The following is a 13,553-nucleotide window of genomic DNA, read 5'->3' as shown; positions in this document are numbered from 1 at the left end:
GTTCGAGGTGCTGTTCGAGGCCGGCAGATAAAGAACAAGCTTAGCTTGTTCTTTATGGTCTGGCCTGGTCTCGTTCGGTGATCGTCTCGGGGCGTTTCACGGTTTTGCCCACGTCGTAGCGGGTGGCGGGCTGCCGGTTCTTGGAGCCGAGCGGTCTGCCGGGGCCCGGCCGGGTGGGTTTCGGCGCACGGGCGGGGCAGCTCAGGGCAGGGCGGAGGTTTCTGAACCCGCGGCGGACCCGGGCTGGGGTGAGCCGGCCGGGTTCCGCGGGCTTCTCCCAGGGGCGGCGGAGGTCCACGGCGAGGGGGCGGGTGAGCCGGAGTTGGGTGTGAGCGGTGATGACCAGCCATGTCCAGCGGTCCGCCGCCTCGGGGGTGCGGACCTTCGGGCGGGTCCAGCCGAGCGTCTGCTTGATCATGCGGAAGGTGTGCTCCAGATCGAATCTGCGCAGGAATGCCTGCCAGCGCAGATCGACGTCCTGGCCGGTCATCCCGGTCTTCGAGGACCACAGCCAGACCGGCAGCGGGTCTCCGCCACCGGGCAGGTGGTCGACCTTCAGGCGGATCAACGTCCCCTCAAGGATGGGGAGTTCAGCGTCATGTCCGATCCAGGCCGAACGGGTGGTGAGCCGGGGGTGGATCTTGTCCCAGGCCATCGTCTGCGCGGTGCCGTAGCGGTCGGTGACCTGAGTGGTGGCCGTGTCCGGCTCACCCCAGGACTCCGGTTTGGCGAAGCGGAACTCCTTGCCGTGCTTCGGGGGCCGACCGCCCTGCGGCGGTGAGATCCACGGCACCGGAACGCGTTTGCGCATCACCCGGTCCGACCGCATCCGGCCGAGCACCTCGACAGGCAGGCCGTGCAGGAGGTGGGCCATGCGCGGGGCGTCGTAGCCGGCGTCGAAGACGACGAGGATGTCCGCATCGCCCCGGCACCACCGCCCGCCCGCGATCAGGTCCTGCACCACGCGGCGGACCTGGACTGCGGTGACCTCGGCGACGTCGTCGGCGGGCCCGAGGCGAACCGCGTCCAGCAGCTGGCACCACGACGTGCGCCCGGATTCAAGCGCGGCAACGAACGAGTACGGCCAGCCGGGAATCATCAGGTGCTGATCCTTACTACGGCCGTAGGTGTGGCAGAACAACCTGTCCGCGCTGCACTCTGCGTCCGGCCGCAGCCAGTTGGACACGTCCACGGCCAGCACGAGCCGCCCGCCGGCCGCCTTCGGCTGGGGCAGCGCGGCCAGCGTCCGCCGCAGCCGACCGGCGTCGATCCGGCCACGGTTGAGAGCCTCGTAGATACTCCAGTCGTAGATCGTGATCTTGGGCTTTCCAGTGATCTCCCTGTCGCCGCGAGATGGGAGGTCAACTGCGGGGACACCCCAGCTGCAACTCGGCGAATCCGACAAGGGCCGCCTGAATGGTCCTTGGCCGACGGGCTATCTTGCCGGGCATGCAGACTATGGACTGGAGCGGTGTCCGGGAGCGGACAATCGCTCTCTACGCACGGCGGGGATCGAAGGCCAGCGCCGTTCTCCCGCCGGTTCTAAGTGAGGCTCAGGTGCGTCAGGCCGAGGAACAGTTCGGTGTGGTGTTCCCTGACGACTATCGCCAGTACCTGCTGCGCGTCAGTGCCGGCGGGCGGGTTCGCACGCTTCGGGTCGATCAGCGTGGCTGGCGCTGGGACGGCGACCAGCCTGTGGACCGTGCGAACCTGCATGTGCCGTTCCCGGACCACGACACCGCTCTCGCAGCGAGCGAAGATCTTTGTCTGACCGAACCCCAGGAGGGGGACTACGCCTCTGTTGCGGCCTACCAAGCCGATCACGACGCGTGGCTGGAGACGGCCGATGCCGCCGAGGACGCGCGGACTTCCGGGGCCGTTCCTCTCTGCGATGACGGCTGCGGCTTCTACACCCTCCTCGTGGTCAGCGGACCCATGCGTGGTGCCATGTGGTTCGACGGACGCGCGACCTGCGATCGCCTCAACCCGCTCTTGAACGACGACGGACAGCCCGCCTCCTTCGGCGAGTGGTACCTGGACTGGCTCACCCGCGAGGAGCCGCTGACAACCCCGGAACTGCGTCGTGCGGCAAGCGACCGCTGGCACGCAGGGACGGACGTGCCCATCTGGCTGCGCTGGTTCAGCTCGTGAGTGGTCAGTGCTATCACCCCAAGCCGCGTTCGTACTGGCAGGGGCCGGTGCGGGAATGGGTACGGCCACCGCTGATCATCGGTGTGTGAAGACTGAAGATCACGCGATGGCCGCAGGTCACAGCCTAGATCCTGCCCACTGGCAGGAGGCATTCGAGGGCCTGATGGCGCGGATCGCAGGCCATTTCGCCCGGGTCGAACCCCGACGCCGGGTCCGGCGGTTGGTGCTCGGACTGTTGTCGGACTTGCCTCGCAAGAACTGCTGGACCATCGCCGAGTGGGCCGGGGAGTCCACCCCGGACGGCATGCAGCACTTGCTCAGCCGGGCCAAGTGGGACGCTGACGCGGTCCGTGACGCCCTGCGGGGCTACGTAGTGGAACATCTGCACGACGAGCGGGCGGTGCTGGTGGTCGACGAGACCGGCGACGTGAAGAAGGGCGTCGGCACGGTCGGCGTCCAGCGCCAGTACACCGGGACTGCCGGCCGGATCGAGAACGCCCAGGTTGCCGTCTACATGGTCTACGCCGGTCGGCGCGGGCACGCCGCGGTGGACCGGGAGTTGTACATCCCGCGCTCCTGGACCGCTGACCCTGACCGCTGCCGCGCCGCCGGGCTCGGCGAGCAGACCGCTTTCGCCACCAAGCCGGAACTGGCTGCGCGCATGGTCGCCCGGTTCCTGGACGCTGGCCACCGGGCTGCATGGGTAGCGGGCGACGAGGTCTACGGCGGCAACCCGAAACTTCGGGCTGTGCTGGAGGAACGCGGCACCAGCTACGTCCTCGCGGTGGCTTGCTCGCACGAAGCCGCCACGGGGGCTGGCACGTTCCGCGCGGATGCCCTGGCCAAGAAGGTTCCCAAGCGTGCTTGGCAGAAGCTGACGGCTGGGACCGGGGCGAAGGGTCACCGCTTCTACGACTGGGCCGTCATCGACCTCGCCGCCCCCCGCCCCGGAAGCAGCCAGCTGCTGATCCGCCGCAATCGCAGCACTGGCGAACTCGCCTACTACCGCTGTTACTCGCCCGCCGCAGTGCCGCTGGCCGAGTTGGTGCGAGTCGCTGGATCAAGGTGGCGGGTGGAGGAGTTCTTTCAGTCAGGAAAAGGCCTGGCCGCTCTGGACGAGCACCAGGTCCGCCGCTACGCGTCCTGGTCCCGCTGGGTCACCCTCGCCATGCTCGCCCATGCCTTCCTCGCTGTCGTCCGAGCCGATGAACACGCCCGGCAGTCGGCACCGAACGGCCTCATACCGCTCACCTGCAACGAGATCCAGCGCCTGTTCATCGCCCTCGTCATTCGGCCCGTCCACGATGCCGCCCATCAGCTCGGCTGGTCCGACTGGCGACGGCGCCACCAGGCCCGATCCCAGGCCAACCACTACCGGCGACAAGCCGTTCAAGCCTGAAGATCACCATCTACAGCTGGAGTATAGAGCGCGCCATGCCCGCGGCGGTGCTCGGCCAGCAGCGTCAGATCCACCGGCGTCCTCACCGGCCCGTCGGCACAGAGCAAGGCGTCGGTCAGCTCGAACAATTCGTCACGCCGAGCGGTCAGACATCCGTAGAAGTCGTCCCGGAAGTGTGACGCCACAGCGAACGCTTCCCGCCGGACATCGTGATGCAGCAGACTCATTCCCCCACGGCCTTCGTGCTGGTCAAGTGCCTCTTTGGTCGGAGCACAGGATCAGACGGAGGCCGTGTTCACGTCCCCGGAATCCCCGTACGAGCGATCACGTTCGGGGCATCGTTCGAGGCCAGACCATAAAGAACAAGCTGAGCTTCGCACCTTCCATGGGCAAGACCCGCGAACGCACGTCAGAGCGGAGATCGGTCTCGAACACTGACCGAGAACTACGCAACCGGCATAACCGGCCTCCAATCTGCGAGTTCACTCATATACGCGACCTCGTGTCGCACCGCCCCAGTCGACCTGGGCCTGGGCTCCCGGGACGACCTCGAAGCGGCGGTGCAGCCCCGCCAGCTCCTTGGGCGTGATGCCGAGTTCCTCGGCGATCCTCGGACGGGCCTGCTGGACGTAGAGCTTGACGCGCTGATAGTTGCCGGTGAACCCGTACTCCGCGGCCAGCCGCTCGTGGATCACCGACGCCTTCATCAGGATCTCGGCCCGCAACATCGCATCAACCAGCGGCGCGAACTCGTCGATCTTCCTGGGCACCACCTGCCCACTGGCCGAGCGACGCGGCGGAGTCGCCGGACCCGCGAGGTACTTGCGGACCGTCTTGCGGTCCAGCCCCGTCTCCCGGGCGATCTCCGACAAACTCATCGCCCCGGACTCCAACAAGCCCCGAAACCGCCGTAGTTCCAACCAGCGACGCGGATCCAAGACCACCGCCGACCACCCCCTGCCGCCACACACCGACTACGCAGCAGAGTGCCGACCAACGTTCCTCACCGCCTCAGGAACCGGCCACGTTCATCCGTACGCGGGTGGGGATCTTCAGGTGTACGCCGACACCAGGAATCCGCGCGGTCCACGGGCCTGTGCCGCAGCCGGCGTGGATTTGCCATGATGGCCAGTCAGAGCGTCCAGAGTCGAGTTAACCTCCACGTGATAGGGAAGCCCTCATGACTACCGGAGTACCTGGTCTCACCGAGTTGTGGTCCCGTTTTGAGAACTGGTTGGCCGAGCATGCCCCCGGAGACTACGGGTCCTTGAGGCAGGGTTGTCCGGGTGGCGATATCAAGCGCCTGGAAGACGGCCTGGGCTTCTCTCTCCATGAGGACGTGCGTACAACCCTCGAACTGCACAACGGCGTCACCATGCGGAGGGCCAGCGCAGAGCCGGGAGCCTTTCTCCTCGGCTACAGCCTCCTTGGTGTCGACGGAATCCTGGAAGCTCACCGAGATCTCGTCTCGATGGTGGAAGATGCCCGCGAGGAGGGCGAGGAGGACCTAGTCATCGGCTGCATCGCCGACACGCGATGGGTTCCCCTCGCTCAGAATATCTCCGGTGATCTGCTGTTCGTCGACCACCGGCATCATCACTCGGGAGAAATCGGGGAGATATCGTTCGGCGATTCCGAGTACCGCATGCTGTGGCCGCGCATGGATCTTATGCTCGTTGACCTCTGCTACTCGGTAGAGACCGGCGCTCCGGTGACCTCCGTGCCGCGAGTCCCCGTGCTGTATGAGGGACGGATGCTTGAGTGGCACATCCGCCCCCCACAGCAGGTCAGCTGAAGTCGCAGACCTCGCTGAGATCGCAGGACTCGTATCCGGTCTGGACGTAGTACGCGTCGTTGTCCAGCAGCCTCACATTTGTCGTGAACCGGCCCAACGCGCCGCCGGCCGCCGAGTTCTGGCTGCTTGTGATGGCGGCACGCCCGCAGACCTCGTTCCAGGTCGGGTAGGCGTAGTTCGGGTCGAGCTTGAGCGTGTAGGTGTCGTCGGCGTTTTGTACCGCATACATCTGCGCACACGATTTGCCCGAGGCCAGCGTCATTCCGCCGCTTTCACGTGACCTGGCGAAGGGGTACTCGTCGCAGCTCGCCCCGATCGCGTTCGGGACCGGATCCCACTCGGCCACCGCAAGTACGCACATCTTGTTTCGGTTGTCCGTCACCTTCACGGCGTCCGCGAGGCGATGAAGTGGCGAGTTGTACTTCTTGCTCCCCGGGTGGGAGGCCAGCTTCTCCATCAGGATCCAGTAATAGGCCGCGGCGGCCGGGTACTTGGCCCTGGTGAGCTGCAGGGTCGGGGTGGCCTTGGGGAAGACACACCCGGTGTTGCCGCCGACCTTGTTGTCGCAGCGGATGGCGAAGGCCGTGTCCTTCCATTGGTTGTTCGCTGTGGTGGTGGTCCCGGGAGAGCTCCAGCTGGTGTTCCAGTCCAGGCCGAGCGTGGCCTCGCCGCCGGCGACCTTGTTCCAGCTGTAGGTGTCGGTCCGGGTGGCGGTGTGCTGGTCCCCCTGTGTCCAGGTGGTGCTCCCGGCCCAGGCGCCTGGCGGGTCCGCAGTACAGTCGCTCATCGCCCAGCAGTCCTCGAAGTAGTTGTCCAGGGTCGCGGTGGCCACGCCGGTCAGGTCCGGCAGGGAGAATTCCGTCCAGGTCGTGAACTGCTGCGAGTTCGTTTCGAGCTTGATCTCCTGGACGATCTTGACGTTTCCGCCGCCGATGACGTCGCCGTGGCTGTCTCTGACGTAGAGGGCGTACCCGCCTCGCAGACATCCCTGGGTGCGGGTGTACTGGAAGTCTGATCCTGGAGCGGTCTTGCACCAGGGGACCGGCTGGGAGCTTGCCGCGAGGCTGCCGACGGATTTCGGTGAGGCGGCTGTGGCTGAGCTCTTCGACAACTCGCTCCACGGCTTGTAGGGGCCCGCGCAGAGCTGGACTCCGTCACTGGTCGTGGTGCAACCACCAGAGTCACCGGCTGTGTCGGTGGTCTGTGCGGTGTTCTTGGCGATGGCGGCGGAGATGCCTTCGTCTGTGGGCGCCGGGGCGTCCTCGGGTTCCTGGACGGCGATGTCGTCGGGGTCCGGGGCGTCCGGGTTCTCCGCCGCGAAGTCGACCTCCGGCATGCCGCTGAAGTCGCCGGGAAGTACCGCGATGGCGTCCCAGGCGATGTCGTCGTCCCCGGTGCCGTCGCTGGTGGCGTTGGACAGCCTCACCTCCGGTGGCGTGTCACCGAACCGGTAACCGCCCAGGGACACCCAGGTGTTCGACTCGTTGGCGTCCTGCGAGACCGTCCTGTCGAACGTGCCGTACTTAGTGACGACCTGATAAGTAGCTTTCGTGGTGTTCGCTCCGGTATCGGGGATGTGCACGTAGACCTTGCCCTGGCCACCCTCGATCGCGCTGCTGAGCTTCCAGTCACCGAGGATGGTCATGCGTCCACCGTCACCGCCCAGGTGGTCGGCATCGCGTGTGTGGGTGTACCAGAAGTGGCCGTCGTAGCCGCCGCCGATCTGGTGCAGGTCGGCCTTGGCGTCGTACTGGCCCAGGCCCGGTCCGGTGGCGTTCGGGTCGGGGTAGAAGGTGAACTGGAACGAGCCGTCTGTCGCGGTCGTTCCGCAATCGCTCCAGGTGTTGGTTCCTGCCGGTACGGACTCGACGACCTTCGCACCCGAGGGCGCGCCGGAGCAGACGGGCGTGCCGTACTGGAGGCGGGTGCCGCGTCCAGGCTCACTGATCACGGTCTGGTACTTGATGTTCTCGAAGCCGCAACTGGTGGAGCAGTCGGACTTCCATGTGGTGTTGGACTCGTGCCACCAGTACTGGGTGTAGCAGCCCGCGTCGGGCGGGTTGGCTGTGTCGCAGTTGTTCTTGGTGTTGCAGAACGCGTCGAGCGGCGGCGTGGCGTGGGCCCGGCGATATTTCGCGCTGGCCGGGTCTATGACGGTCCCGGTGGTGCCGTTCCAGTACGCGGGGCGGAAGCCGGCGGAGGAGAAGCCGGACTCGCCTGGCCAGTCCTGGCGGCCGGAGGTGGCGTAGGAGTGGCCGGTGTCCTGGGACCAGGAGGCCCAGCCCATCACCTTCTCCTCGTACGGCCAGTTCTGGGGGTGAGCGGCGTCCTTGTTGGCCAGGGGGTCGAGGTCGGTGTTCATGAAGGCCAGTCGGGATGCGGGGTAGATGGGGTTGGCGGGGTTGTTGTACCAGCCAAGGCCCCAGTTGCCGTTGGCTGCCTCGTCCGCCTTCGTGTTGAAGCCGAGGTTGTAGTTCCACACGGCCGTGAACCAGTTCTCGGGCTTGGCCGAGTCGTCGTTGTTCACGGCGATCGTCTGGCCTGACTCGTGCACCTCGTTCCACTTGTCGGCGAGGATGTAGAGCGACGCGGCGATGTTGGTGGCGTAGTCGATGGCGACCGCGCGCTGCGTGCTGACCGGGAGGGAAGTCTCGCCCTCCTTCTCGTGGCCCGCCAGGCGCATGCCGTCGGTGACCTGTCCGACGCCGTAACCGCAGTCGGACTTGTCCCAGTGGATGGTCCAGAAGTCGTCGAGGGTGCCGCCGGTCTGGTGGCCGTAGAAGCCGTCGACGGCCGCGAGCGGACTACCCATCTGGCCGGGGATGGCCCCGGATTCGGCCTGCCACAGGTTGGACTCCTGGGCCAGGATGCCCAGTTGGACCTGTGCGGGAATGCTTCCGCCACCGGTCAACGCAGGCTTCGGGAACAAGCCCTGCGGGTCGATCGTGGAGATCCCGGTCTGTGACCGCCAGCCGCCCTGCGTGAGGTAATTGGAGCGCAGCTTTCCCTGCACCGCCATGTCCACAGCCCACTCGACCTGGTTCGGCGTCGGCTGAAGAGCCTGGGTGGCGACGTCGTTGCGCGGCACGGAACACCAACGGTCGGTGTCGAAAGGGTCGTTGGCCCTGGAGTCGTCGTCGGCCGTGGTCGCCATACTCGTCGTCGATATCTGCGGCTTCGGGGAACCGGTCAGCGCCGGCGACGGCTTGCCGCCCGCGGTGGTGCCCGGCTCGGCGGCCTTCTGATTTGTGTGCTTGCCCGTGCCCGGCACCGAGCCGGTGATGGTCAGGGCATGGCTGGTGCGGCCAGTGGTCGGCTCCGCCGCCGGTTCTTTGGTCGCGGTACCGGTGAAGCCGCGGCCGGCGTTCTTGATGGTGGCGACGCCTGACTGCACCGCTGGCGAGACGACCGGGTCGACGGCCAGGCGGCCACGCGTGGACAGGTCCGCGTCGGGGGACACGGCCAGCGCCTTGATGCCGCTGGCCGCAAAACCCTTGCCGTGGCTGGCCTTTCCGGTGAGATAGACGGTGCCGTCGGTGCCCTGGCGCAGGTTCATCGCAGTGAGCTTGCCGCTCGCGACGGTGGTTTTCCTGCCCTGCGCGTAGGTCTGCACGCTGGCTTCTGTGTTGCCGGTGCGGTCGATATTGAACCGCCCCGGGTTCGGTAGAGATCTCAGATTGTGGTTTTGACCTGGGGTTTCGTGGATTTCATGTAGTGGTTGGTCTCGTACTCGACGGGTGGGACGTGGCCTATTTCACCGTGGAGTCGGCGGTGGCAGTACCAGTCGATCCACTCGGCGGTGGCGAGCTCGACCTGGGAGAGCGTCTTCCAGGGCCGGCCGGGTTTGATCAGCTCGGTCTTGAACAGGCCGATCGTCGATTCCATCAGGGCGTTGTCGTAGGCGTCGCCGACCGAGCCGATCGATGCCGCGATACCTGCTCGGTCCAGATGCTCGGCCAGCGCGAACGATGTGTACTGCGACCCCGCGTCCGAGTGATGTATCAACTCGCCCTGTGCATACGGGAATCCGTCCCGGTCGCGTTGCCACAGGGCCATCTCCAGGGCGTCCAGGACGAGCCTGGTCTCCTTGGTGGTGGCGGCGGACCAGCCGACGATGCGACGGGAGAAGGTGTCCACTACGAAGGCGACGTAGACGACCCCGCTCCAGGTCGCGACGTGCGTGAAGTCGGCGACCCAGCAGCGGTTGGGGGCACTGGCGACGAACTTGCGGTCGAGGAGGTCCGGGGCCCGCCCGGCGGCCGGATCGGTGATCGTCGTGATCACCTTCCTGCCGCGGACGGCTCCAGTGATGCCGATCTCGCGCATGAGGCGCTCGACGGTGCAGCGGGCCACGGCGTGTTCCTGCCGGTTCAGCTCGCGCCAGATCTTCCGGGCTCCGTAAACGCGGTAGTTGGACGTGTGGATTTCCCTGATGCGCTCCTTGAGTTCCTCGTCGCGCACGGAACGGGCCGAGGGAGTTTGCAGGCGTTTCCTGTGGGCGTAGTACGTGGAAGGGGCGATCTGGCAGTCGTGCTCGGTGAGCGTCCTGCAGATCGGCTCGACGCCGCCGAAGCGGTCCCGGTGCTCGTCGATGAACGCTACGAGCGTGTGTGTGGCCGGTCGAGCTCGGCCGCGAAGAAACTTGCCGCGGCCTTCAGGATCTCGTTGGCCCGCTTCAGCTCGGCGTTCTCCTTCTTCAACGCCTTGAGCTGGGCGGACTCCTCCGTCGTCGTCCCCGGTCGCGTCCCCGCGTCGATCTCGTGCTGCTTCACCCAGTTCCGCAGCGTCTCGCGGACCCGATGCCGAGCTTCTCGGTCACCGCCTGCAAAGCGGCCGTCTCGTTCGCGTGGTCGTCGCGCACCTCGGCGACCATGCGCACCGCACGACGGCGGAGCTCAAGGGGGTAACGGGAAGGTCGTGCCATGACTCGATCCTTTCATGAAATCGAGTCTCCATTCGAGCCGGGGCGGTTCAGTGTTCACGTCCCCGGAATCCCCGTACGAGCGATCACATTCGGGGCATCGTTCGAGGCCAGACCATAAAGAACAAGCTCAGTCCAGCGGCAGCAGGTCCGGGCGCTTGGCCTCGACGTGGTCGCCGGAGGACTCGCCGCGCAGCCGCCGGCCGATCCAGGGCACGAGGTACTCGCGCGCCCACTGGATGTTGTCGCGGCGCACCGCGGCCGGGGCCCGGACCGGCACCGGGGGCCAGGGCTGGTCGGGGTCGGCGGGCACGTCCACGCCGAGCACCTGGCCGGCCCGCAGCGCGACCCGGGTGTGGCCCTCGGGTGACAGATGGAGCCGGTCGGCGTCCCAGGCGCGGCGGTCCTGGATCGAGCGCAGCGACCACAGGTCGAGGACCGGGCACCCGTAGCGGTCGGCGATGGCCCGGACATGCACGCTGTACGTGGCGATCTTGCCGCGCAGCAGGCCGAGCACCGGGGTGCCCCGGGTGTCGAAGCCGGTGGTGACCAGCACCGTGCCGACGGCGGAGGTCAGGTCGGCCACGGCGGCCTCGAAGCGCTCCGCGACGGCGTCCGGGTCGCTGCCGGGCCGCAGGATGTCGTTGCCGCCCGCGCAGAAGGTCACCAAATCCGGGGCGAGCTCCCTGGCCCGCGGGACCTGCTCCTCGACGACCTGGTCGAGGAGCCGGCCGCGCACGGCGAGGTTGGCGTAGCGGAAGTCGAGCTCGGGCCTGCGGTCGGAGAGCAGCACCGCCAGCCGGTCGGCCCAGCCCACGAACGCGCCGTCGGGACCGGGGTCGCCGACCCCCTCGGTGAAGCTGTCACCGATCGCCGCGTACGACCCGATCGCACCCGTGTTGTTTGATTTCGAATCGTCTGCCACGGGACCACATCTTTCACCTCGGTAAGTGACCTACGCCACCGTAACCAGGGGTTGACGTGCCGTGACGTATCCCACTCGGTCAGTTCCGGCGAAGGTGGAATACGGCGGCGTCAAGATCGCCCTTGAGTCCGGTACGCAGTCCGTGGTGCAGCAGCACCGCCCCGCGGTGCACCTCGCCGGTGGCCACGTCGGTGTAGGTCGCCGACGGGTCGAGGCCGCGCAGCCGCAGGGCGGGCTGGTGCTCGCCGTGCCGCTGGTGCCGCAGCCAGGCCAGCACCACCGTCTCGTCCCCCCTGACGTACTGGACGGCGCTGAGCTCCTCGCTCGCCGGCCGGAGCCGGTACAGCTCGCCGTGCTGGACGACAGGGCGGATCGTCTTGTAGCGGGCGACCCACTCGCGGGCCTCGGCGAGTTCGTCCTCGCTCCACTTCACCAGGTCGCCGCCGAGCCCCAGCACGCCGGCCATCGAGGACACGAAGCGGTAGCGCAGCGAGCTGACGCGGCCGTTGAGCTGCTCGTTGGGGCTGTCGGTGACCCAGGCGGCCATCACGCGGGCCGGGTGGATCTGGCTGAAGCCCTCCTGGATGGCCAGGCGGTCCAGCGGGTCGGTGTTGTCGGAGGTCCACACCTGGTCGGTGCGGGACAGGACGCCGAGGTCGATCCGGCCGCCGCCGCCCGAGCATGACTCGAAGGCCACCCCGGGGTGGGCGGCGCGCAGCCGGTCGAGCAGCGTGTACAGCCCCGTGACGTGGTCGACCCACAGCCGCTGCGGATAGGCCTCGCCGGGCCAGCCGGCGTCGGTGAAGCAGCGGTTGAAGTCCCACTTGACGTAGTCGACGGGCGCGCTGTTGAGCAGGGTGTCCAGCCGCTCCCAGAGGTAGTCGCGGACGTCCTCGCGGGCCAGGTTGAGGATCAGCTGGTTGCGGAACTCGGTACGGCGGCGGCCGGGGTGGTGCTGCACCCAGTCGGGGTGGGCCCGGTACAGGTCGCTGTCGGGGTTGACCATCTCCGGCTCGACCCAGATGCCGAACTGCATGCCGAGGGCGTGCACGTCGTCGGCGAGCGGCTTGAGCCCGTTCGGGAAGCGGTCGGGGTTGGGTGTCCAGTCGCCGAGCCCGGCCGCGTCGTGCGTACGTTCCCCGAACCAGCCGTCGTCCACGACGAACAGCTCGACGCCCACATCGGCGGCGCGGCGGGCGAGGGCGCTCTGCCCGGCCTCGCTGACCTCGAAGTAGGTGGCCTCCCAGGAGTTGTAGAGCACCGGCCGGGACTGCTCGGCGCCGGGGATGACATGGGCGAGCTGGTAGGCGTGCCAGGCCCGGCTGGAGGCGCCGAAGCCGCCGTCGGTCCAGAGTCCGGCGAAGACCGGGGTGGTGTAGGACTCGCCGGGGGCCAGCAGCACCAGGCCGGCGTCGTCGTGGCCGGCGCCGCCGGTGGCCTGCACCAGCCCGCCGGTCAGCAGCTGTACGGCGATGCGCCAGGACCCGGACCAGGCCAGCGCGGCGGACCAGACCTGGCCCTGCTCCTCCCCCGCGTCGCCGTCGTCCAGGGCGATCCAGGGCAGGTGGGCGTGGCTGGTGTGGCCGCGGCGGCTGCCGAGGACGTGCTCCCCGTGGCTGAGGTCGGTGCGGGCGAGCTGTGACTCGCCGGCCCAGCGGCCGTGCAGGTGCGACAGCCGCCAGGTGTCGCGTACCGGAAGGGACCAGGCCGCGGCGTCGGCGCGCAGCAGCTCGACGGGCTCGGTGCCGGCGCCGCCGTCGTGGGCGAGGGTGGTCCAGCGCTCGATGACGTCGGTGTCCTCGCGGACCCGGTAGTGCAGCGTGATGTCGAGGTGGTGGACGGAGTCGTGGAAGTGCAGCCGCAGCTCCTGCCCCGCGGCCCCGGAGTCGGTGCCGGTGCCGGTGCCGCCGGCGTGGATCTCGTACTCCTCGAAGACCCACTCGGTGCCGCGCACGGCCTGGGTGCGGGTGCTCAGCGCCGGGCGGGCGAAGCGGGGGCCGCCCTCGACCGGGTACTCCTCCCGGCCGTCGAGCAGCGACTCGAAGCCCCGGTCGCCGGTCACCGGCAGGGCGGCGAGCGCCTCGGCGTCGGCGAGGGTGATCCGCGGGCCCCAGTGCAGATGCAGCAGTTCGTCCCGTTCGGTGAGGTGCAGCGCGTAGCTGCTGCCGGCACCCGAGAGCAGCCAGACCCGGCCACCACTACCAACGTCAATCATCAAAATACCCCTTTTCCGATCATGCCCGAACATCATCCGTGGGCCGGGCCCCGATGGCAATGCTCTCCCGGACACATACCGGCCGGTACGTCGGCCGGCGGCCTGTCGTATCGTCGGCAGAGCCCGACCCGATCCCAAGGAGCCCCC

General features: G+C 67.8%; 7 protein-coding genes and 3 pseudogenes. 3 read left to right on the top strand and 7 right to left on the bottom strand.

Translation table 11 applies throughout. From position 1 onward, the window contains the following. Positions 1-52 precede the first annotated feature (52 nt). Positions 53-1,300 (bottom strand): annotated as a pseudogene (locus tag RWE79_RS33575) (NF041680 family putative transposase); the annotation flags it as partial. 116 nt (positions 1,301-1,416) lie between these two features. On the opposite strand from RWE79_RS33575, the gene RWE79_RS33570 reads away from it, so the two are divergent. After that, complete coding sequence (locus RWE79_RS33570) at positions 1,417-2,151, top strand: SMI1/KNR4 family protein (protein ID WP_475943840.1); 735 nt, start codon at positions 1,417-1,419, stop codon at positions 2,149-2,151. A gap of 106 nt (positions 2,152-2,257) precedes the next feature. Next, on the top strand, positions 2,258-3,550 hold the full coding sequence (locus RWE79_RS33565; RefSeq protein ID WP_475946266.1) for an IS701 family transposase: 1,293 nt from the start codon (positions 2,258-2,260) through the stop codon (positions 3,548-3,550). Positions 3,551-3,573: 23 nt separating this feature from the next. On the opposite strand, the pseudogene RWE79_RS33560 reads toward RWE79_RS33565, so the two are convergent. Both RWE79_RS33560 and RWE79_RS33555 read right to left on the bottom strand, forming a co-directional pair. Continuing rightward, positions 3,574-3,777 (bottom strand): annotated as a pseudogene (locus tag RWE79_RS33560) (transposase); the annotation flags it as partial. A 255-nt stretch (positions 3,778-4,032) separates the two neighbouring features. Next, the gene (locus tag RWE79_RS33555) at positions 4,033-4,428 is read right to left on the bottom strand and encodes a hypothetical protein (RefSeq protein ID WP_475943839.1); all 396 of its coding nucleotides are present in this window, start codon (positions 4,426-4,428) and stop codon (positions 4,033-4,035) included. Between the two features lie 302 nt (positions 4,429-4,730). Here RWE79_RS33555 and RWE79_RS33550 point away from each other — a divergent pair, with 302 nt between their 5' ends. Beyond that, positions 4,731-5,345, top strand: a complete 615-nt coding sequence (locus tag RWE79_RS33550; protein WP_475943838.1) for an SMI1/KNR4 family protein — start codon at positions 4,731-4,733, stop codon at positions 5,343-5,345. Here the strand turns inward: RWE79_RS33550 and RWE79_RS33545 are convergent. The 4 genes and pseudogenes from RWE79_RS33545 to RWE79_RS33530 form a co-directional block, all read right to left on the bottom strand. Next, a complete protein-coding gene (locus RWE79_RS33545) occupies positions 5,338-8,958 on the bottom strand; it encodes a golvesin C-terminal-like domain-containing protein (RefSeq protein ID WP_475943837.1) in 3,621 nt (1,206 codons plus the stop codon). The genes RWE79_RS33550 and RWE79_RS33545 overlap by 8 nt on opposite strands. Before the next feature lie 59 nt (positions 8,959-9,017). Beyond that, positions 9,018-10,269, bottom strand: a pseudogene (locus RWE79_RS33540) (IS3 family transposase). Between the two features lie 127 nt (positions 10,270-10,396). Next, positions 10,397-11,191: an SGNH/GDSL hydrolase family protein gene (locus tag RWE79_RS33535; RefSeq protein ID WP_475943836.1), complete on the bottom strand. Its 795-nt coding sequence runs from the start codon at positions 11,189-11,191 to the stop codon at positions 10,397-10,399. Between the two features lie 79 nt (positions 11,192-11,270). Further along, on the bottom strand, positions 11,271-13,406 hold the full coding sequence (locus RWE79_RS33530) for an alpha-galactosidase (RefSeq protein WP_475943835.1): 2,136 nt from the start codon (positions 13,404-13,406) through the stop codon (positions 11,271-11,273). Positions 13,407-13,553: the final 147 nt, after the last annotated feature.

Source organism: Streptomyces sp. RLA131 (assembly GCF_056270125.1).
This window is presented reverse-complemented; position numbering and strand designations above follow the sequence as displayed.